17 protein-coding genes are annotated in these 20035 nt (G+C 70.6%); 9 read left to right on the top strand and 8 right to left on the bottom strand.

The features are described from left to right. Positions 1–13: 13 nt before the first annotated feature. Both LXT23_RS01905 and LXT23_RS01900 read right to left on the bottom strand, forming a co-directional pair. The gene (locus tag LXT23_RS01905; protein ID WP_253978322.1) at positions 14–928 is read right to left on the bottom strand and encodes a hypothetical protein; all 915 of its coding nucleotides are present in this window, start codon (positions 926–928) and stop codon (positions 14–16) included. Positions 929–1305: 377 nt separating this feature from the next. Then, positions 1306–3081 (bottom strand): CpaF family protein, encoded by a 1776-nt coding sequence (locus LXT23_RS01900; protein WP_253978321.1) that lies wholly within the window; start codon positions 3079–3081, stop codon positions 1306–1308. Positions 3082–3355: 274 nt separating this feature from the next. On the opposite strand from LXT23_RS01900, the gene LXT23_RS01895 reads away from it, so the two are divergent. From LXT23_RS01895 to LXT23_RS01870, 6 genes are all read left to right on the top strand, one after another. Further along, positions 3356–4033 carry a uracil-DNA glycosylase gene (locus LXT23_RS01895; protein ID WP_253978320.1) on the top strand — a complete coding sequence of 226 codons (678 nt, stop codon included), beginning with the start codon at positions 3356–3358 and terminating at the stop codon, positions 4031–4033. Positions 4034–4158: 125 nt separating this feature from the next. Beyond that, positions 4159–4701, top strand: a complete 543-nt coding sequence (locus tag LXT23_RS01890) for an RNA polymerase sigma factor (RefSeq protein ID WP_253978319.1) — start codon at positions 4159–4161, stop codon at positions 4699–4701. Continuing rightward, complete coding sequence (locus LXT23_RS01885; RefSeq protein WP_253978318.1) at positions 4688–5221, top strand: hypothetical protein; 534 nt, start codon at positions 4688–4690, stop codon at positions 5219–5221. Before LXT23_RS01890 ends, LXT23_RS01885 begins: the two co-directional genes overlap by 14 nt. Before the next feature lie 69 nt (positions 5222–5290). Continuing rightward, complete coding sequence (locus LXT23_RS01880; protein WP_253978317.1) at positions 5291–6244, top strand: TolB family protein; 954 nt, start codon at positions 5291–5293, stop codon at positions 6242–6244. Positions 6245–6444: 200 nt separating this feature from the next. After that, the gene (locus LXT23_RS01875; RefSeq protein WP_253978316.1) at positions 6445–7248 is read left to right on the top strand and encodes an acyl-CoA thioesterase; all 804 of its coding nucleotides are present in this window, start codon (positions 6445–6447) and stop codon (positions 7246–7248) included. A gap of 284 nt (positions 7249–7532) precedes the next feature. Next, a complete protein-coding gene (locus LXT23_RS01870) occupies positions 7533–8798 on the top strand; it encodes a hypothetical protein (protein ID WP_253978315.1) in 1266 nt (421 codons plus the stop codon). A gap of 18 nt (positions 8799–8816) precedes the next feature. Here LXT23_RS01870 and LXT23_RS01865 read toward each other — a convergent pair whose 3' ends face one another. The 3 genes from LXT23_RS01865 to LXT23_RS01855 form a co-directional block, all read right to left on the bottom strand. Further along, complete coding sequence (locus tag LXT23_RS01865; protein ID WP_253978314.1) at positions 8817–9581, bottom strand: endonuclease/exonuclease/phosphatase family protein; 765 nt, start codon at positions 9579–9581, stop codon at positions 8817–8819. Positions 9582–9586: 5 nt separating this feature from the next. Continuing rightward, on the bottom strand, positions 9587–9955 hold the full coding sequence (locus tag LXT23_RS01860; RefSeq protein WP_253978313.1) for a response regulator: 369 nt from the start codon (positions 9953–9955) through the stop codon (positions 9587–9589). Positions 9956–10026: 71 nt separating this feature from the next. Next, positions 10027–11400, bottom strand: coding sequence for a M24 family metallopeptidase (locus LXT23_RS01855; protein ID WP_253978312.1), 1374 nt, complete (start codon positions 11398–11400; stop codon positions 10027–10029). A 198-nt stretch (positions 11401–11598) separates the two neighbouring features. On the opposite strand from LXT23_RS01855, the gene LXT23_RS01850 reads away from it, so the two are divergent. Next, entirely contained in the window at positions 11599–12393 is a 795-nt protein-coding gene (locus LXT23_RS01850; protein WP_253978311.1) for a tetratricopeptide repeat protein, read from the top strand. Between the two features lie 280 nt (positions 12394–12673). Further along, positions 12674–15463 (top strand): DNA gyrase subunit A, encoded by a 2790-nt coding sequence (gyrA, locus tag LXT23_RS01845; protein ID WP_253978310.1) that lies wholly within the window; start codon positions 12674–12676, stop codon positions 15461–15463. A 503-nt stretch (positions 15464–15966) separates the two neighbouring features. Here gyrA and LXT23_RS01840 read toward each other — a convergent pair. The 3 genes from LXT23_RS01840 to LXT23_RS01830 are packed head-to-tail and all read right to left on the bottom strand — an operon-like array spanning position 15967 to position 18860. Beyond that, positions 15967–17307 (bottom strand): glycoside hydrolase family 2 TIM barrel-domain containing protein, encoded by a 1341-nt coding sequence (locus tag LXT23_RS01840; RefSeq protein ID WP_253978309.1) that lies wholly within the window; start codon positions 17305–17307, stop codon positions 15967–15969. 45 nt (positions 17308–17352) lie between these two features. Next, entirely contained in the window at positions 17353–18189 is an 837-nt protein-coding gene (locus tag LXT23_RS01835) for a PfkB family carbohydrate kinase (RefSeq protein WP_253978308.1), read from the bottom strand. A 2-nt stretch (positions 18190–18191) separates the two neighbouring features. Further along, positions 18192–18860 (bottom strand): nuclear transport factor 2 family protein, encoded by a 669-nt coding sequence (locus tag LXT23_RS01830; RefSeq protein ID WP_253978307.1) that lies wholly within the window; start codon positions 18858–18860, stop codon positions 18192–18194. Between the two features lie 189 nt (positions 18861–19049). Here LXT23_RS01830 and LXT23_RS01825 point away from each other — a divergent pair, with 189 nt between their 5' ends. After that, positions 19050–20033, top strand: a complete 984-nt coding sequence (locus LXT23_RS01825) for an iron ABC transporter substrate-binding protein (protein WP_253978306.1) — start codon at positions 19050–19052, stop codon at positions 20031–20033. The last annotated feature ends 2 nt before the right edge of the window (positions 20034–20035 follow it).

Here is a 20035-nt window from a genome sequence, read left to right as displayed (position 1 = left end):
GGTCTCCTCGAAGTCACGGCCACGTCCCGGACAGTCCGACCATGCCCCCGCCGGGGACCACGGCGGCGGAGGGCTGCACCTGCTCTGGCGCATCACCGGGCAGCAGGAACATCACCGCGCCCGTGGCGAGCGCCGCCGCCCCCAGCCCGAAGGCCACCCGGCTCAGCGTCTGCGCGCGGCGGCCGGAGTCCGCCAGCTCGCCCGCGTCGCGGATGGGCTCGGAGGAGGTGCCGCCCTTGTCCAGCGTGTCGAACTTGTCGCCCGCCTGCAGGTAGAAGGCGGTGCCCACGCCGGCGAGCGCCACACCTCCGACGGCGGGCAGCCAGGCCCAGCGGCGCAGCGGGTACGCGGTCGCGGGCTTGGGGCTGACGACCTCCGTGGCGGGCGTCTCGGGCGCGGTGATGGCGGGCGGCGGGGGCTCGACCACGGGAGGCGCGGGGGGCGGGCCGCGCAGGGCCGTCCGGGTGCGGGGCACCACCACCTCGAGCGCCTGGGTGAGCGAGTCGAGGAGCTGGTCCTCGCGCACGCCGGGGGTGAGGTGCTCGGTGATGAGGGAGCCATCCACCCCCAGGTAGACGCGGGCTCCAGCGCGGTAGCCGCTGAGGAACTGGCCCAGCTCGGCCACGAGGACGACCTCTGCCTTGCCCGCCTTGCCGAGCGACCGGATGCAGGCGGCCTCCGTGCGGTTGCAGCGCAGCAGGGCGCGGCGCCTGGAGGAGGGCATTTTCCGGGTGACGTCCTCGATGCGGATGACATCCAGGCCCCGGGAGCGGAGCTGGTCGGCCACGTGCTCCTGGGCGAACTCGACGACGTGGGACGGGGCGCCCGAGGCGTCAGGCGGGGCGACCAGCACGGTGATGGGCGCCTGGGAAGTTGCGACGGGTGCCTGGGCGACCAGGGTGAGCGCGGCGAGGAGGGAGATCCACACGCGGTCACTTTCCCCCTGACACGCGCTCCTCGCAAGGTTGGGAATCACCGTGGAGCCCGGGGCCATGCCTCAAGTGCAGGGATATGGTGCACGGAGCGCGCGGTGGGACACCGCCCCACCGCCTGGAGCGCGAGTCACGTGTCAGGGCTCCGACGCGGGCGGGAGGAGCTGCACTCCCCAACGAGCAGGATGCCGGCATGCGCACCCACCCGCCGCGGCCGGTGCCCGGAAGGAACGTTCGTTCCACGGTGATGCGCGCCACGGGAGCCCGGGCCACGGTAGCGAGGCCGTGGTCGGCGCACCCGAAGCCCGGAAGGAACCTTCATTCCACGGAGCCGCCCGCCAGCAGCCGGCCAGGTCCAGGTCCAGGTCCAGGCTCAGCGCCGGGGTCGCTCGGGGGCGGGGCGGATCTGCGTCTTCTCGGAGCCTCCGCCTTGCGGCTCCGCCGAGCCACCGTCCTCGTCCTCTTCCGCTCCCTCCGTCGGCGCACGGGGCGGAGGCCGGCGCGGGGCCATGGCCGGCCGGGCGCCGGTGGCGAGATTGGGAGGAGGAGGCCGCGCGGGAATCGACGGCGGAGGCCTGCGCGCGGGCGGCGGGCGCGAGCCACCAGCCTCCGTCAGCAGCTCCGCGTCCACCTCCACATTGGACTCGGACGGAGGCTCCGCCGGAGCGCTGGAGAGCGGGTTGCGCGTGGGCGGAGGCGTCAGGTCGTCATCGCTCGCGGCCGCCGGGGGCCTCGGTGGCGCGACGGGCCGGGTGCCCGCGGGAGGCGTGGGCGCGGCGGACTTCGCGGCGGCGGCCGGCTCGGGCGGACGCGGGCGCGCGGCGGGAGGCGGGGCAGGGTGGTTGGCGGGCACCTGCACCTGCACCGGGGCGGGCGCGGCGGCCTTGCCGGCCTTGGCGTCGCGGGCGTCCTGCTTGAGCTTCTGCTCGAACGCGGACCACTCCTGCTTGAAGTGCGCGGGGTCCGGGCGTCCCTCCTCGCGGTGCTTCAGGGACGGGGCCCAGCGCACGGTGTAGGCCTCACCGGCGTGGAAGACGGGAGGCGGCGGCACGCCATAGGTGGCGGGGTCGAAGAAGCTCTCGTCCAGGTCACCGAAGCCGTACGCACGCGCCTTGGCCACGAAGTTGGGGATGATGCCCGTGGGCGCGTGGTAGCCGATGATGTGGTCGTCCTCGTCCTTGGTGACGGGCGTGAAGACGAAGATGTCCTGGGTGCGGTAGTCGCCCTTCTCGGTGAGGGGCAGCACCTCCGAGAGGGCAATCGTCTTGCGGCTGCCGTCGTGGAGGCGCTCGCAGACAATGATGAAGTTGATGGCGCTGGCCACCTGGGCGCGGATGGCCACCATCGGTAGCTCGATGCCGGACATGAGGCACAGCGACTCGATGCGGCGCAGCGTGTCCGTGGGCGTGTTGGCGTGCGTGGTGGCCAGAGAGCCGCCGTGGCCGGTGTTCATCGCCTGCATGAGGTGGAAGGCCTCGCCGCCGCGCACCTCGCCCACGACGATGCGGTCCGGGCGCAGACGCAGCGCGGAGTGCAGCAGGTCTCCCATGTCCACGCCGCCCTTGCCGAACTTGTCCGGCGGCCGGCTTTCAAAAGGCACGATGTGCGACTGGTTGAGCTGGAGCTCGGCCGAGTCCTCGATGGTGAGGATGCGCTCCTCGTCGGGGATGAGCGAGGAGACGATGTTGAGCAGCGTCGTCTTGCCCGAGCCGGTGCCGCCGGCCACCAGCATGTTGAGCTTGGTGGCGATGCCCGCCTCGATGAGCCGCGCCATCTGCGGCGTGAGCGAGCCGAACTTCATCAGCGACTGGACGGTCAGCTTCTCCTTGAAGAACTTGCGGATGGAGATGGTGGTGCCCTTGCGCGCGATGGGCGGAATCACCACGTGGATGCGGCTGCCATCCGGGAGGCGCGCGTCCAGGCGGGGGCGTTCCTCGCTGAGGACGCGACCGACGAACTGGGCCATGTTCCGCGCGGCGCCGATGAGGCCTTCCTCGGTGAAGGAGGCATCCACCTTCGTGAGCCGGCCCTTCTTCTCTATCCAGATGTCCGTGGGGCCGTTGATCATGATCTCCGACACCGCCTCGTCGTCCAGGTAGGGCAGGACGGGCTTGAGGAAGGCGCGGAGTGACTCGGTGTACATCGTCATGGCGGGGCCAAGGCTAGCGCGCCCGGCGCCCCACCCCAAGAACCCACCCCGCCTGCCCGCTCGCTCCCCCTGAAGCCGTGTGCGATGCAACCCGCCAGGGAGGCCGGAAAAGGTCCCTCGAAACCGCCCCGCCATGTCAGAGGGGGAGGCGATACTTCCCCTATCGAACCGGCCCGTTGCCCCGGTGGGGAGTCCCGGCGGAAAGCAGTGGGCCTACGCGGCGGGTAGGTGCTTCAATGCCCCCGCCGGTGGATAGGACGCGAGGGAGGGAACCATGTTGGCGGACAGGCTGCCCGAGGACTGGAAGAAGGAGCTGCGCGCTGCGATTGCGTCGCCGTCGTTCCTGGAGCTGGAGGGCTTCATCGAGAAGGAGCGGAAGTCGGCGACCGTCTTCCCCTCGGAGGAGGACCTCTTCTCGGCGTTCCGGCTGACGCCGTATGCGGACGTGAAGGTGCTGCTGCTGGGGCAGGACCCGTACCACGGGCCCGGCCAGGCGCATGGGCTGGCCTTCTCGGTGAAGCCCGGGGTGACGCCGCCGCCCTCGCTGGTGAACATCTTCAAGGAGCTGGAGAGCGACGTGAAGGTGCCGCGCCCGAAGGACGGCTCGCTGATTCCGTGGGCGAAGCAGGGCGTGCTGCTGCTCAACGCCGTGCTGACGGTGCGGCAGGCGGAGCCCAACAGCCATGCGGGGCACGGCTGGGAGGACTTCACGGACGCGGTCATCCGCGCGGTGAGCGCGAAGCAGGAGCCGGTGGTGTTCCTGCTGTGGGGGCGCTACGCACAGAAGAAGAAGAAGCTCATCGATGCGAAGCGGCATGTGGTCATCGAGGGCACACACCCCTCGCCGCTGTCGGCCAGCAACGGCTTCTTCGGCAGCCGGCCGTTCAGCGGCATCAACGCGGCGCTGACGGCCCGGGGCCGCGAGGCCGTGGACTGGAGCCTGTGCGCCTGAGGTGACTGTCACGCTTTCCCCGCGAGCGCCTAATGAGGGGGAGGCCGGCGCGCGGTGGGGGTGGGTTGCGGTGGCGGGGCAGGGCGGCGACGCTGGCGGGGCAGGCTGAAGAGGCAGGCACGGACGTGGACTCCGCGGCACGGCAGGAACTCCAGCAGTGGATGGCGCGGCTCGCCGACGGCGACCGGAGCGCGTTTGCTCCGGCGTTCGGCGTGCTGCACCCGCTGGTGCTGCGCTTCTGCTCGCGGCTCCTGCCGGACGGGGAGGACGCGGAGGATGCCGCGCAGTCGGCGCTGCTCAAGGTGTTCACCCGGGCGTCGGACTTCGATGCCTCGCGGGACGCGCTGCCCTGGGTGCTGTCCCTGGCGGCGTACGAGTGCCGCACGTCGCGCAAGGCGCGGCAGCGGCGGCGCGAGGAGGCGCCTCCCGACGAGAGCGTGCCGGACGTGAGGGAAGAAGGCCCGGAGGCGCGGCTGGCGTGCGCGCAGCTCGCGGCGGCGCTGCGGGACGTGCTGGAGGAGTTGAGGCCGGAGGACGCGGCCACGCTGGCCGCGGCCATGGGGGAAGTGGAGCGTCCGGCGGTGCCGCCGGCCACCTTCCGCAAGCGGTTGGAGCGGGCCATGACGCGGCTGCGAGCCGCCTGGAGGACGAGACATGGAGTCGAGTGAGCTCGCCCGCCGTGCCAGGTGGGCCTACGAGAAGGGCCGGCTGGTGCGCGCGCTGCCGCTGGGTGGCTACGGCGTGGTGCTGATGCTGTGCGCGGTGATGCTGAGCTCGCGCGTGAGCGTGGGGACGCTGGTGGTGGGCACGCTCTTCACCGCACTGCTGGTGGGCTATGGCTGGTGGGGCGGCGTGCTGGGGCGAGCGGTGGTGCCGGGTGTGCTGGGCGGGGTGATGCCACTGCTGGTGCCGCCGGTGGTGATTGCCACCGGGCACGTGTGCGCCTCGGGCTGTCGGGCCTTCTGCCTCTGGGCCTGCGTGGGAGGCGGCATGCTGGCCGGCGTCCTCATCACCCGCGCGGCGGTGAAGCTGAAGGAGGAGCGCATGCGCTTCGTGTTCGCGGCCGGGGCGCTGGCCTCGCTGTGCGGCGCGCTGACGTGCCTCCTCTATGGCATGTCCGGCGTCATCGGAGTGATGACGGGCCTGGCCCTCGCGTCCACGCCGGGGCTGGTGCTGCGCCGGGCCTGAAGTCCTGAACCCCTGAAGCCTCTACACACTCCCCGCTGCCTCCACTGGAGGGCGCGGGACGGGAGAGTCATGTCCACCGTCGCATCGCTCGCGTTGCTCGTCTCGCTGTCCGCCGCGCCGGCCGCGCCCCAGACGCCGCGTGTCTTCGCTCCCGACGTCGTGTCCAGCGGCCACGAGGAGTTCGGCGCGGCCTTCACGCCGGATGGCAACACCGTGTACTTCAACCGCGCGGACCCCACGCGCTTCACCTTCCAGCTCATCATGGTGAGCCACTTCCGGGGCGGGCGGTGGACGAAGCCGGAGGTGGCGCCCTTCGCGGGGCGCTGGCGGGACATCGACCCGTCGCTGTCTCCGGACGGGCGGCGCCTCTTCTTCGCCTCCAACCGGCCGCGCAAGGAAGGCGAGCCGGTGCGCAAGGACTTCGACATCTGGATGGTGGAGCGCGAGGGCGCCGGGTGGAGCGCGGCGCGCCTCGTGCCGGAGGTGAACACGGAGGAAACGGAGCTGAACACGTCCGTCACCGCCGACGGCACGCTCTACGTCACGCGCATCCAGGTGGAGCCCCGGGGCAAGCGTAACCTCCACCGCTACCCCTGGAAGGATGGGCGGTATGGGCCGGGGGAGAAGCTGCCGGCGCTCATCAACGACCCGGAGCACGGTGCGGGCAATCAGTACGTCTCCGCGGACGAGCGCTACCTGCTGTTCACCTCGGATGCGCGGCCCGGCAGCCTGGGCCAGTTCGACCTGTGGGTGTCGTTCCGCCAGGACGGTGGCTGGAGCCCGCCCCGCAACCTGGGGCCCGCCGTCAACGGGGGAGACGTGCTGACCCCGGTGGTGGTGCCGGCCCGGGGCGTGCTGGTGTACGCGTCACGGCCTCCCTTCCAGATGGAGCCCCCCGCGAAGCCGTACACGACGGCCGAGTTCGAGGCGCGGCTGCGCTCGCCGGGCAACGGGCACGGAGACTTGTATGAGGTGGCGCTCTCCGCGGTCGGGTTGCCCACGGAGCCCGCGGCGGCTCGCTGAAGGTGGCGCTCACCGTCACGGCATGGACCGCAACCGGGTGCTCTCCACCAGGGCAGCCCTCTTGCTGGCGGAGCTGATGGCAGCGCACAGCTCCTGAAGCAATGCTTCCGCCACCGTGCAGCCAACGCGCACGACGCACGCCCGGTGCGCGTGAAGCGAGGGAGCCCACGGGGCACCGGCTTGATACGGTGCGGCGCGACATGACCGCCGCCTTCCTTGCCGCCACCACGCCCGAGCTCCTCTCCCCCGGTCGCTATCGCGTCCGCTTCACGACGCCCTGGTATCAGGGGAGGGGCGCGTTCGGAGGCGTGGTGGCGGGGGCGGCCCTGCGAGCGCTGGAGCACTACCTGGGAGACGCGCGGCGGCCGGTGCGCTCCCTCACCGCGCACTTCTGCTCGCCGGCGGTGGAAGGTGAGGCGGAGGTGCTGACGCGCATCGAGCGCGCCGGGAAGCATGTCACCCACGCCACGGTGCGGGTGGAGAACGCCGCGGGCGTGGTGTGCGTGGCCAGTGCCACCTTCGGCGCCTCGCGCGGAGGAACGCTGGAGTACTTCGACATGCCGCGTCCGAAGGTGCCGCCTCCGCACGAGGTGCCCGTGGTTCCGGACGACGTGCCCATGCCGACCTTCTGCAGCTTCTTCGAGTACCGCTTCTGCATCGGCTCGGCGCCATACTCCGGGTCGTCGGTGGCGGAGACGGGAGGCTGGATTCGCCCGAAGGACCCGCTGGTGCTGGACGCGCCGCTGTGCGTGGGGCTGATGGATGCGTACCCGCCAGCGGTGCTGTCGCGCGTGGACGGCTTCCAGGCGGCGGCGAGCGTGGACTTCACGGTGGACTTCTTCCAGCCGCTGTCACGTCCGGGCCTGAGCGCGGATGCGTACTACCTGCGCACGGGGCGCTCGCGCCTGGCCGCCAACGGCTACTCGGAGGACTCCCAGCAGCTGTGGACGGAGGGAGGCGAGCTGCTGGCACAGTGCCGCCAGCTCATCGCGCTGCTGGGCTGAGCCCGGGCACGGGTGCGTCTCGCAGGGCAGGGCCCGGAGGCGGAACGTTCATTCCGGCCAGGAGCCGGCCCGGCGAGGCGCGTGCGATGCGCGTGGAATGAAGGTTCATTCCAGCCAGGAGCCGGCCCGGCGGTGACGCGCGCGATGCACGTGGAATGACGGTTCCTTCCGGCTGAGCGCCGACCGCGACGCGCGAAGCGGATGCTCCCCGGTGAGCCGCCCCGGGCGAACGGGTATCCTCCCTCGACCGCACGAAGCACGTTGACGCGAGGGCGAGGCCGGAGATGACGGACGGTACGAGAGCGCACGAAGAGCTGCTCGCGGTCATCGGCCGGGCGCTCGGCGGCGAAACACCCTACGAGGAGGTCGAGGGCGCCCGCGCGGACGCCATCCACCTCGGGACGATGAGGCGGCTGCCCGCGGGCACGAGCCGCGAGGTGCTCGGCGGCGCGGTGGATGCGGCGGCCGGGCGCGTGGCCTGGGTCGAGCAGCTCACCGGCGAGCCCCAGGGCGGCTACGTGCCGGTGAGCATCGACCTCCACTTCGCCTGGGGCGGGCAGCATCGCGGCAGGGTGGAGGTCCCGACCTACAACCCGTACTTCGGCTGCGACGTGCGCTTCATGCGCTGGTACGGCGGCACGCTGGTGGTCATCTACCGCGAGAAGCACCGGACCCTCGCGATGCGGCTGGAGCCTCCTTCCCAGGCCCTCACGCTCGCGGTGCTCGAGGACCGGTGGGCCATCGACGACGACACGGTGTACTTCGTCTCCCAGGACCCCGGCCTGCTCGAAGCGCGACTGCTGCCGTCCCTGGAGTTGGCCCTGCCGCTCCCGGCCTTGATGCCGCCGAGCGGCAAGCAGTTCTGGAGGCACGCCCCGGGGACGCTGGCGCTGGCGCCCCTTCCGCCGATAGCGACGGGAGAGACGCGAGACGCCTACTTCGCGAGGCTGGAAGCGGAGCGGAGCCAGGCCCACCTCGTTCCGCTGCCACCCCGCGAGGCCCGCACGTTCGTGCCTGCCCCGGCACACTTCCGGGCTCGCATGCAGGAGCTGCTCGCCAGGACGGTACCGCCGCCGCTCGGCGTGGACCTGCTGGTGGGCGCGGTGGCGACGCCCTTCTGGAAGGAAGAGCAGCCCGTCCGCACGAGCTACACCACGGGCCTCGGCCGAGGCTGCAGCCCGAGGTACCTGCCAGTCTATTGGTACCAGCGCCTGCGGGAAGACGGGCACGCGGATGCGGCGCAACAGTGGCTCCACTGGCTGGAGCGCCTGGCGGTGCTGGACGACGTGGACCCCGAGCCCTGGACGCGCGCAGACGCCTCGGACGAGGGCGTGGTGCGCACGGCGCTCGTCTACCTGCGAGCCCGTGCCCGGGTGTTGGCGGAGGCCTGCCGCACGGGCCGGCTCCCCAAGGGGGAGTACTGCTACCTCTTCACGACTCCCGAGAGGACGCGGCACCTGGAAGAGGACCGGCTCCGTCCACCAGGCTTCCACGAGGTGCTGCGCCAACTGGTGGCACGCCGCCCCAAGTCCATCTCCGAGTCCGACTGAGTCGCAAAGGCCGAACACTCACCCCTGGGAAGCGCCCACCAGGTCCAGCTCCGCCATGACGGGGAAGTGGTCCGAGAGCACGGTGGGCACCCGTGCATGGCGCACGTAGCGAAGCTCCGGGGACACCAGAATCCAGTCCAGCCGCTGACGGGGCCATGTGGTGGTGTACGTCGGCTCACCGCCCCCGGGCTCATGAAGGTGGAGCCGGACCGACGCGCACAGCCGCTCCACCGTCTTGCCGGGATTGCCCTCACTGGAGTTGAAGTCGCCCATCACCACCAGGAGCCGGCCCTGCCGGTGCCGCCGCTCCAGGGCCTCGGCCAGCCGCTGCACCTGCCGCAGCCGGCGCGGCTGGGAGAACGGGTCCAGGTGGACGGACACCACGTCGACGACATGCCCCTTCCAATGGATGGCGGCGGCGACGAAGCCCTTGTCCACCGCGCGGTCTGCCTGGAAGAAGACGACCTCGGGCTCGTGCAGCGGAACGCGCGACAGCAGCGCCGTGCCCTGTGCGAAGAGTCCAGGCACTCGCAGGTGCTCACCGTGCAGCACGTGTGCATAGCCCGCCGCGGCCGCGATGTGGGCCACCTGGTCCACGCCGCCGCTGAAGAAACACTTCCGGTCCACCTCCTGCAGCGCCACCACGTCCGCCGCCTCCTGGGCGAGCAGCGCGGCGATGCCATCCAGGGTCCGCCGCAGGGCCGCCCGTGGGCGCAGGAAGGGCATGGGCACGAGGTACGGCGCGCCATGCGCGATGTTGAACGTGAGGACCTTGAGCGGCACGCCGCTCAGGCCGCCGTCGAGGAGAGCTGCTTCGCGAGCACGTGCACCAGCTCCTCGGCTTGGATGGGCTTGGGCAGCAGCTCCGCGCCGTAGCGGATGGCGACGGGGAGGATGTCGTCCAGCTGCTCGTGCCCGGTGAGGAAGACGAAGGGCACCTGACAGTGCTGCAGCTCGCGCATCGCCGTCAGCACGTCGGCGCCCGTCATGCCCGGCATGTTGTAGTCGCAGAGGATGGCGGAGACGTCGGACACGTTCATGTTGAACGCATCGGCCGGCGTCTGCACCGTCACCACCGCGTAGCCCGCCTTCTGGAGGATGTCCCTCACCACCGCGAGCACGAAGAGGTCATCGTCAATCACCAGCACGGTCTTCATCGCGGGGCTCTCCAGGGAAGCCCGGCCATCCTAGCCGAGCCCCCCTCTTGCCGCCGATGGGTGGGCTGCGCTTACCTCGGCGCAGCGGGTCGCGACTGCCCCGTGCCCGTGGGAGCGGGCGAGGGGATGAGCACCAGGTCCTCCTGCGGTGGGATGAGGTATTCCGCACCCGTCTCCGTCACCACCGCCATCTCCTCCACCGAGACGAGGCGGAGCAAGTCAGGCCCGCCGTCCTGCCAGGCGAAGAAGCCGTCGAAGGCGAACACCTGCCCGGGGCGGACCAGTCGTGCGGACTGGCCCTTGGCGGGCTCGCCCTTCTGGGCGCCGGACAGCGCCGGGCCCACGTCGTGCGCCCAGTAGCCCACGGGGTGGCCGGTGCCCCACATGACGGGCTCGGAGCCCGCCTCGCGCATCCAGTCGCGCTGCGCCTTGTCCACGTCCCAGCCGCGCGCGCCCGGCTTCAGGGCCGCCAGCGCAATCCGGCTGCCCTTCTTGCCCTTCTCCCACTTCTCCAGCGCCTCCTTCGGCGGCTGCGTCTGGCCCGGGGCCAGCACGTAGGCGAAGCGCTGGATGTCCGTCACCCACATGCCGCCCACGCGGATGCCGAAGTCCGTCTGGATGAAGTCTCCGGGTTGAATCACGCGCTCGGTGGCGTGCGAGTGGCCCCGAGTGGGGCCGCTCTGCACGTTGGGGTTCTGGTCCGGCGCCCAGGCGTCGCCCACGCCCAGCTCCGCCATGCGCCGCTTGAGGAAGCGCGCCACGTCCACGTCGCGCGTCTTGCCCGGCACCACCGCGCGGTACGCCTCCACCTCCAGCTGCGACGTCAGCGCGGCGGCCTTGCGGAGGATGTCCACCTCCTCGGGCAGCTTCACGGAGAGCCACTCGGAGACGACGTCCTCGGAGGACACCAGCTTCCTGCGCAGCGCGGGCGTCAGCGCCTTCTCCAGCGCGGCGCGCTGCGTGGCGGAAAGGCCGTCGGCCACCGTCACCCGCTCGGACGAGTTCACCGCGATGCGCGCGGGCTTCGCCGCCGCCAGCCGCGAGGCCACCTGCGCATAGAGGTCCGCGCCGCGCTCCAGCGGCACCACCTCGTCCAGCGGGCCCACGTCCTTGAGCGCCGTGGCCTCGCCCGCGGGAGACAGGGCGAGGGCGCGCACCGACTCGCCCTGCTTGAGGAAGAGGAAGGCGGCGGTCCCTCCCGCGTTCTCACAGCCGACGTGGACGGCCAGCGGGTCGTTGTCGTTCTCACGGCAGATGAGCACCCAGGCGTCCACGTTGGCGCGGGCCATGGCCTGGGGCAGCAGCTTCTGGATGCGCTCCTTCCGGATGCGCGGCCAGGCGTCCGGGGAGACGATGTCGGCGCCACCCGCGGCGCTGGCGAGGGGCGCCCAGAGAGGCACGGCGGTGAGCAGGGCGGAGAGGAGTACGGGCCGGGCGCGCGTCATGCGGCGGAGGGTCCTTTCGGGGGGAGGAGGGCCGCATCTTGTCCGAGGTCGCCCCCGGGAGGGACGCTCCCGGTGTGAAGTCCCCCGGATGAAGTCCCCGGGTGAAGTTCCATGACGCCGGTGTGAAGAAGCGCTCCGGGCGGCCGGGCCGGCGGTGGCATGCAAGCGTCTGCGTCGTGGCTCGTTTAAGGTGGGGATATGGCCAAGAGCTCCTCCCGCAAGTCCCCAGCGAAGGCGAAGAAGCCCGCCGCCCGCGCCGCGCCCGCGAAGGCGGCGAAGCCCGCCGCTCCGGCGAAGGCCCGCCCGCCGCGCCAGGTGGTCGCCACGCCCGTCGCCGCCCCGTCCTCCTCTGACACCGGGCCGCGTCCTCCTGTCCTGGAAGCCGAGCCTGTCCTGGAATCCGAGTCCGGCGCCGCCGCTGAGCCCCAGAAGGCGCTCCCGGCCGGCGAGCCCGCGGGCCGCGTGCTGCCCTTCGAAATCGACCCGAAGCAGCTGGAAGAGGGGCTGCGCAAGCTCCAGGGCGAGGTGGTGCACTGGGCCAACAAGGGCCGCTACACGCGGGTGCGCTTCAAGTTCCGCGGCAAGCAGCTGCTGCCGGACCTGCCGCTGGCCGCCGTGGTGGCCGCGGAGGGACTCACGTTCTACTGGGGCGGAATCCTCCGGGTGCTCATCGCCAACGTGGTGGGCGGCAGCGTCTTCCAGGTGGAGCTGGTCAACGACGCGGAGAAGCGCGTCCAGGCCGGCAAGGAGGCGCTGCTGTCGGGTGACGTGGACCAGGCGCTGACACTCTTCCGCGAGGCCCTGGCCATGGACCGGGATTTCGCCTCCGCGCACCTCAACGTGGGCGTGGCCCTGAAGCTCAAGGGCGACCGCGACGGCGCGCTGGCGGCCTTCGAGAAGGCCAGGGAGAAGGACCCGGAAGGCCCCATCGGCACCGAGGCCGAGCGGCTGGCCGCCCCCCTGCGTCCCCAGGGTTCCACGCGCACCGCCTAGGCCCCTTCTGGTGCCTTCCAGACAGGCCCTCCAGGGTGCCTTCCGAGGCCCCCCGGAGGGCCTCTTTTTTCGTACCGGATGCGGGCTGAAAAGGGTACCTCCGAGCGTTCAGAATGGGGCGCTGGAACGCCCTGAATGGACCCCTTTCCGAAGCCTCCGGACATCCAGGCCCTCACCCCCTTGTTTCCCCTGTTGACGTAGGGAAATCCGGGGGTTACGAACGCTCATCCACTGGATGGCGGCCCCTTGCTGGGCCCCTCCTCGACACTTCCCAGAGCTCATGGCTGACGACACCACCGACAAGCCGGCAACGCCCCCCGCGCCTCCGCCTCCTGGCAGCGCCGGGGAACTCATTCCCGTCAACATCGAAGACGAGATGCGCCGTTCGTATCTCGACTACTCGATGTCCGTCATCATCGGGCGCGCGCTGCCCGACGTGCGTGACGGCCTCAAGCCCGTGCATCGCCGCGTGCTGTTCGCGATGAACGACCTCGGCAACCTCCACAACCGCGCCTACAAGAAGAGCGCGCGCGTGGTGGGCGACGTCATCGGCAAGTACCACCCGCACGGCGATGCCTCGGTGTACGACGCCATGGTGCGCCTGGCGCAGGAGTGGAGCCTGCGCTACCTCCTGGTGGACGGCCAGGGCAACTTCGGCTCGGTGGACGGCGACTCGCCGGCGGCCATGCGCTACACGGAAGTGCGCATGGAGCGGCTGGCGGAGGACCTGCTGGCCGACATCGACAAGGACACGGTGGACTTCGGTCCCAACTACGACGACTCGCTGGAAGAGCCGCTCGTCCTCCCGTCGAAGTTCCCCAACCTCCTGGTCAACGGCAGCAGCGGCATCGCGGTGGGCATGACCACCAACATCCCGCCGCACAACATGACCGAGGTCATCAACGGCACCCTGCACCTCATCGACAATCCCGAGTGCACCGTCCGCGACCTGATGGAGTTCATCACGGGTCCGGACTTCCCCACGGCCGCCATCATCACCGGCCGCGAGGGCATCGTCCGGGCCTATGAGACGGGCCGCGGCCAGCTCACCGTCCGCGCGCGCGCGGAAATCGAGACCTCCAAGCGGGCGGACCGTGAAGCCATCATCTTCACGGAGATTCCGTTCCAGGTGAACAAGGCGCGGCTCATCGAGAAGATCGCCGACCTGGTGCGCGAGAAGAAGCTGGAAGGCATCAGCGACATCCGCGACGAGAGCGACCGCCAGGGCATGCGCATCGTCATCGAGCTCAAGCGCGATGCGATTTCGCAGGTGGTGCTCAACAACCTGTTCCAGATGACGCCGCTGGAGACGACGTTCGGCTGCGTCATGCTGGCCATCGACGGCGGGCAGCCGCGCACGCTGAACCTGAAGCAGATGCTCGACAGGTTCGTCGCCCACCGCCGCGACGTGGTGACGCGCCGCAGCCGCTACGAGCTGCGCAAGGCGCTGGCGCGCATGCACATCGTCGAGGGCCTGCTCGTCGCACAGGACCTCATCGACCTGGTGGTCAGCCTCATCCGCGCGTCCAGGGACCCGGACGAGGCGCGCTGGGGCCTGATGAACATCCTGTCGCCCGCGCTCTACGAGCACGAGCGCTTCGCCAGCCTGCCGCGCATCGACTACGCGAAGGCGAAGGCGCAGATGGAGATGCTCGTCTCGCGCGCGCGCAACGAGGAGCCGAGCTATGGCGGCCTCGCCCACAAGTACGAGGGCGCGGGTTTCAGCCAGGAGCAGGCGCAGAACATCCTCGAGATGCGGCTGCAGCGCCTCACGGGCCTGCAGCGCGAGGAGCTGTTCCGCGAGCTCATCGCCCTGATTCGCGACATCACCCGGCTGCAGGACATCCTGGCCAACGAGCGCAGCCTGCTCACCGTCATCAAGACGGAGCTGATGGAGATTCGCGACCGCTACGGCGACAAGCGCCGCACGGAAATCACGGGCGCGGTGGACGAAATCACCAGCGAGGACCTCATCGCCGAGGAGACGATGGTGGTCACGCTGTCGCACACCGGCTACGTGAAGCGCTCGCCGCTGAGTGAGTACCGGGCGCAGAAGCGCGGTGGGCGCGGCAAGACGGGGGCGGCGACGAAGGAAGACGACTTCGTCAGCAAGCTCTTCGTGGCGAGCACCCACGCGTTCCTGATGCCGATTACCACCAAGGGCAAGCTGTACTCGCTCAAGGTGCACCAGATTCCGCAGGCCAGCCGCACGTCGCGCGGCAAGGCCATGGTGAACCTGGTGCAGTTCGGCGAGGGCGAGCGGCTGGCGCAGGTGCTGGTGACGCGGGACTTCCCGGAGAACCGCTACGTCTTCTTCGTCACGAAGAAGGGCGTGGTGAAGCGCACGGACCTGAGCGCGTTCGAGAACGTCCGCTCCAGCGGCATCATCGCGCTGGGCATCGACGACGGGGACGAGCTGGTGTCGGTGATGATTACCGACGGCAGCAAGGACATCCTGCTGTCGACGGCGTCGGGCATGAGCATCCGCTTCCCGGAGGAGGAGGTCCGCTCCATGGGCCGGCAGGCCTACGGCGTGAAGGGCATCACGCTGGAGGACGGCGACGAGGTGGTGGGCGCGGACATGGTGGAGAAGGACACCGCCATCCTCACGGTGACGGAGAACGGCTACGGCAAGCGCACGCTGGAGGCCGAGTACCGGCAGCAGGGCCGCGGCGGCAAGGGCATCATCGACATCAAGACCACCGAGCGGAACGGCAAGGTGGTGGGCCTGCTCCAGGTGAAGGACTCGGACGAGGTGATGCTCGTCACCAACGGTGGGATGCTCATCCGCATGCGGGTGAAGGAGATCTCCACCATCGGCCGCAACACGCAGGGCGTGCGGCTGATTGCCCTGGAGAACGAGCAGGAGAAGGTGATGGCCATCTCCAAGCTCCCCGAGGGCGAGACGTCCGAGGACGAGGAGACCGTGTCCCCGGTCGAGGTCAGCGCCTCGGCCGAGGGCGGCGCTTCCGAGGAGGCGGCTTCCACGGAAGAGACTGCTCCGGCGGAGGGCGCCGACGGCGGCGAGGACTCCGGCACGGAGGGCTCTGGAGAGCCCGAGCAGGGCTGATGCTTCGGGCACAGCCCGGCTGAGGTGCTGACAGCGCCCCTCTCCCGCTTCCGGGAGGGGGGCGTTTCAGTTGGGGGAGGGGAAGGGAGGGGCGGGCTCACCGCCGGAAGGAATGTTCATTCCTTGAGACCGGGCGGCCGGAGAGGCCCGCAGGTGGACGCTTCCGACCATGCCCTCGGGTCGGCTTACCGGTGGAAGGAATGTTCATTCCGCGGAGGGCCAGCGGACGGATGCAGCCAGTTCCACCCTTGGGCTGGCTTCTCGCCGGAAGGAACCTTCATTCCACGAGGCGAGACCCATCCCACCGAGGGGCGTCGGCTCCCCTCGCGGGTTGGCTTCGCGCCGGAAGGAACGTTCATTCCACGGGCCTGTCCCGCCCGGGGGCAGACAGAACGGACACCGCCGACCGGGCATGTCACTGGTCTGTTGCCCATGGCGACCAGGAAGGACGCTCCTGGCTTGGGCCAGCCTCCCTGTCCGTGCGAATCCGCTTCGCAATTGAGTCAGGGCGATGGAGTCGCGGCCTGGGACGCAGGTGGCAGCGCGACGGATGTGGTCGCTGCCGCGAGGTGGCCGCTGCTGTCCTTGGCGAGCGCATAGAGCTTGATGGCCCCCTTCACGTTCGGCATGCGCACCCGCCAGGAGTCGGGCGTGGGGCCTGCCTTGGCTTCGAGCCGCACCACCGAGTCGCGCTCATGCCGCGTGGCGCCGCCCCGGAAGTTGTAGGCGAAGGAGACCTGGGGCGGCGCTCCTGCCGTGTCCTTCATTACCACGCGCACCAGGGCCCAGGTCCCCGACTCCTCGCGCTTCACGTCGCTGATGGTGACGCTGGCGACCTGGGGCAGCGGGGCTGCGGGCTTCTGGCCCGTGTACGCCTCGCGCACCGCGTGCCACGCCGGCCGGGTGGACGTGCCCGACAGCATGCCGAGCCAGAGGCTGGTGTGGTCGAACGACGCGCTGTAGTTGAAGACGAAGAGGCCCAGGCAGCGCCCGGCCTGCACGTGGGGCGCGAGCGCGTTCTTCCAGCCGTCGACGATGGCGTCGTACTTCTCCGCATCCGTGGGCTCGCGAGGGACGCCGTTCGCGTCCTTGGGGGCATCCCACTCGCCCTGGGCGCCGAACTCGGTGATGAACCACGGCTTCACCACGCCTGCCTTCTGGAGCGTGTCGGGGAGCACGTGGACGCCGCCGCCGTAGACGTTGATGCCGTACGCGTCGAGGGACGGTGTGAATTTCTCCCACCAGGGCACGCCGAACATCCACGCGTCGACGGAGATGACGGGGTGGCTCGCGTCCACCTTCTTCACCTCGCGGACGACCTTCTCCAGGAAGCGGGCATAGGCCTCCTTCGCGGCATCGTTCGGAGAGTTCAACAGCACCTCGTTGCCGATGCCCCAGGCGAGCACGGCGGGGTGGTCCTTGAAGAACTTCACGTGCGTGAGCGTGTCCGCGAGCTGCTTCTTCATGCCGGCGGTGTCGCGCGTGTAGTCGAACGAGTCGTCGCTCTCCGCACCGGGCTGCCCCTGGCGCAGCCAGAGTCCGACCATCACCTTCATCCCGTGCTTGTGCGCGGCATCGAGCAGGTACTTCGTCTCCGTGCTGACTCCCCACGTGCGAAGCGTGTTCACCCCGAGCGCCGCGAGCTTCGCGCAGTCCTGCTCGTACGCGGCGGAGCTGCTGCTGCCGCTGAAGGTGACGCCCCTGGCGATGTATGGCTTCCCATCGACCTGGAGCTGCCACTGGTTGTCGACCCTGACGATGGCCGTCTTCGCATCCGCGGCACCTGCCGGAATGAGGACGAGGGCCAGCAGGAGGGCCAGGAGGAGAGGGCGGACCGGTTTCATGGAAACCGTCTTACCAAGAAAGAGCAGTGCCTTACCTGGCGGACCTCACCGCAGCGCTGCCGGAAGCGCCGCCACGTCCACCTTCGGCACGCCCACCTGCATCACCGCCTGCGCCCCGAACCAGTTGGCCAGCTCCGCGCACCGCGCCAGCGGCAGCTCCCGCAGCAGGCCCAGCGCGAAGCCCGCGAGGAAGCAGTCCCCGGCGCCCGTGGGGTCCACCTCGTCCGCCGGAAAGGCCGGCACGTCGAGGCGCGCAGCCGACGTCAGCACCGTGCAGCCCGCGTGTCCCCGCGTGATGACGAGGCACGTCTGCTGCCGCACCCGCTCCACGTCCATCGCACGGGCCTCGTCCTCGCTGGCCTTCAGCACGTGGATGCGCCCGAGGAGCGCGGCATACGGAGTCTCGGACAGACGCACGTGGAGGACCCGGCCCTCGCCGTCCAGCGTCCGCAGCAGCCCCTGCGCATCCGCCACCACGTGCCGGGCCCGCTCGGAGACGCGGACCAGCGTCTCCGGAAGCAGCTCCCCCATCACGCCACAGGCCAGCGCCACGCGCGCGTCCACGGTGATGTCCTCGGGGCGGATGGGCTCCGCCCGCGCGCTGACGCGCAGCACCCGCTCCCCCGTGTCCCAGTCCGCGGTGAACTGCGTGGTGCGCGTCCCCGGGACGACTCGCGGCGGATGCCGGACCTGACCCGCGTAGCGGAAGTCCTCACCCGCCACGGCGGCCACCGTGTAGTCCACCGCCACGGCGTCGAGCACCGCGGAGATGTACGCCGACGAGCCCCCGAGCGCGTGCGTCTGCCGCCCGGGTCCGAGCCGCAGCAGGTCGTGGCAGTAGTTGCCCACGACGAGCACGTCACGCGAGGGCCGGAGGCTCACGCCTACTCCTTGCGCGCGAAGTCCTTCGGAATCGGAGTGCCCGCGGTCTTCTCGTCAATCCAGGCGATGTTCAGCACCCACCAGCGCTGGCCGTCGAACACGAGCTGCAGGCTGTTGACGCCCTTGGACGTCACCGGCCCGTCCGGCGTGTCGCGCGTCTCGTAGGCGCTCAGCACGTTGACCAGGTCGCCGTAGCCGGCCACCTGCCGGTGCGTCTCCTTCTCGTAGAAGGCGTGCTTGGCGAAGAAGTCCACGCCCCAGGTGGCGTAGTCGTCCGGGGTGATGGGCGAGATGCCCGGGCCCGCGCCGGCCTTCGCGCGCCGGACGGGAATCATGTGGGCGCCCGGGTAGAACAGGGAGCGGAAGCGCTGCCAGTCGCGCGCCTTGCCCGCGGGGCCGCTGATGACGTCGTAGAGCGCGGCGGTGAGCGCGGGGATGGAGCGCACGTCCTCGGGCCGGGCGGCGGGGGCCTGCTGGAGCGCGGCCTGGGTGCGGTCGCCCGCGGCCTTCATCGAGTTCTGCACGGCCGGCGAGGGCGCCGTCTTCGCGGCGGCGGGAGGCGTCGTCTTGGCGGCGGCCGGAGGCGGCTGCTGCGCGGGGGGAGGCTGGGCCTGTTGCGCCAGCGAGGTCGAGGCGACGAGCAGGACGGCGGTGATGAGCGGGCGAAGCATGAGGAGTCTCCGCGACGGCGAGGGGGTTTCGGCGGCGGAGGCTAACCCGCCGCGCCCCGGCTCGCGCGGGCCCATTCCCGTTCCGATGACTTCCGTCCAATCGTCGGGTCCTCATCACCCCGGGGCTGGCACACAGCCTGTCGCGCAAGCGGTGGAAGCCGGAGGGCCGGTCCGTTAGGTTCCGCCGCCATGAAGCGACTCCTCCTGCTGACCCTGTCCCTGTCCCTGTCTTCCTCCGCGCTCGCGGCGGAGACGCTCACAGTCTACTCCGGCCGCAACGAGAAGCTGGTCGGCCCCCTCTTCAAGAAGTTCACCGAGAAGACCGGCATCGAGGTGAAGGTGCGCTACGGCGAGACGCCGCAGCTGGCCGCCACGCTACTGGAGGAGGGCGCGAAGACGCCCGCCGACGTGTTCTTCGCGCAGGACGCGGGCGGCCTGGGGGCCATGGCCAACGCCGGCCGGCTCCAGGCGCTGCCCAAGGAGACGCTGGACAAGGTGGACGCGCGCTTCCGCTCGCCGCAGGGGATGTGGGTGGGCACCAGCGGCCGTGCGCGCACGGTGGCGTACAACACCAAGAAGGTGAAGGCGGCGGACCTGCCCAAGAGCATCCTCGGCTTCACGGACGCGAAGTGGAAGGGCCGGCTGGGCTGGGCGCCCACCAACGCGTCCTTCCAGGCCTTCGTCACCGCGCTGCGGCTGCTCAAGGGCGAGGAGGCCGCCACGCAGTGGCTCAAGGGCATGCAGGCCAACAGCCCGCGCGTCTACAAGAACAACGCGGCCATCATCGAGGCGCTGTCGCGCGGTGAAATCGACGCGGGCTTCGTGAACCACTACTACCTGTACGCCGCGAAGAAGGACAAGAGCGAGCTGCCCGTGGCCAACCACTTCGTCGAGGCGGGAGACCCGGGCGCGCTGGTGAACGTGGCGGGCGTGGGCATCCTCAAGGAGACGAAGAAGGCGGACGCGGCGCGCAAGCTCGCGGCGTACCTGCTGGAGCCCGAGGCCCAGGCGTACTTCTCCCAGGAGACGTTCGAGTACCCGCTGGTGTCCGGCGTGAAGTCCGCCGCCGCGCTGCCGGAGCTGTCCAAGGTGGGCTCGCCCGCGCTGGACCTCTCCAAGCTGGACGACCTGCGCGGCACGGTGAAGCTGCTGCAGGACACCGGCGTCCTCTGAGC

The sequence above is a fragment of the Pyxidicoccus xibeiensis genome, from assembly GCF_024198175.1.
In the GTDB taxonomy this organism is placed as follows: domain Bacteria; phylum Myxococcota; class Myxococcia; order Myxococcales; family Myxococcaceae; genus Myxococcus; species Myxococcus xibeiensis.
Note: the sequence above shows the minus strand (reverse complement) of the source record. Positions and strands in the feature narration are given on the sequence as shown.

Excerpts from the sequence above, each read along its gene's own strand:
- LXT23_RS01850 (WP_253978311.1), top strand. The coding sequence starts at position 11,599 with ATGGCCAAGAGCTCCTCCCGCAAGTCCCCAGCGAAGGCGAAGAAGCCC.
- LXT23_RS01885 (WP_253978318.1), top strand. The coding sequence starts at position 4,688 with ATGGAGTCGAGTGAGCTCGCCCGCCGTGCCAGGTGGGCCTACGAGAAG.
- LXT23_RS01855 (WP_253978312.1), bottom strand. The coding sequence starts at position 11,400 with ATGACGCGCGCCCGGCCCGTACTCCTCTCCGCCCTGCTCACCGCCGTG.
- LXT23_RS01825 (WP_253978306.1), top strand. The coding sequence starts at position 19,050 with ATGAAGCGACTCCTCCTGCTGACCCTGTCCCTGTCCCTGTCTTCCTCC.
- gyrA (WP_253978310.1), top strand. The coding sequence starts at position 12,674 with ATGGCTGACGACACCACCGACAAGCCGGCAACGCCCCCCGCGCCTCCG.
- LXT23_RS01900 (WP_253978321.1), bottom strand. The coding sequence starts at position 3,081 with ATGACGATGTACACCGAGTCACTCCGCGCCTTCCTCAAGCCCGTCCTG.
- LXT23_RS01875 (WP_253978316.1), top strand. The coding sequence starts at position 6,445 with ATGACCGCCGCCTTCCTTGCCGCCACCACGCCCGAGCTCCTCTCCCCC.
- LXT23_RS01870 (WP_253978315.1), top strand. The coding sequence starts at position 7,533 with ATGACGGACGGTACGAGAGCGCACGAAGAGCTGCTCGCGGTCATCGGC.
- LXT23_RS01880 (WP_253978317.1), top strand. The coding sequence starts at position 5,291 with ATGTCCACCGTCGCATCGCTCGCGTTGCTCGTCTCGCTGTCCGCCGCG.
- LXT23_RS01895 (WP_253978320.1), top strand. The coding sequence starts at position 3,356 with ATGTTGGCGGACAGGCTGCCCGAGGACTGGAAGAAGGAGCTGCGCGCT.
- LXT23_RS01830 (WP_253978307.1), bottom strand. The coding sequence starts at position 18,860 with ATGCTTCGCCCGCTCATCACCGCCGTCCTGCTCGTCGCCTCGACCTCG.
- LXT23_RS01860 (WP_253978313.1), bottom strand. The coding sequence starts at position 9,955 with ATGAAGACCGTGCTGGTGATTGACGATGACCTCTTCGTGCTCGCGGTG.
- LXT23_RS01840 (WP_253978309.1), bottom strand. The coding sequence starts at position 17,307 with ATGAAACCGGTCCGCCCTCTCCTCCTGGCCCTCCTGCTGGCCCTCGTC.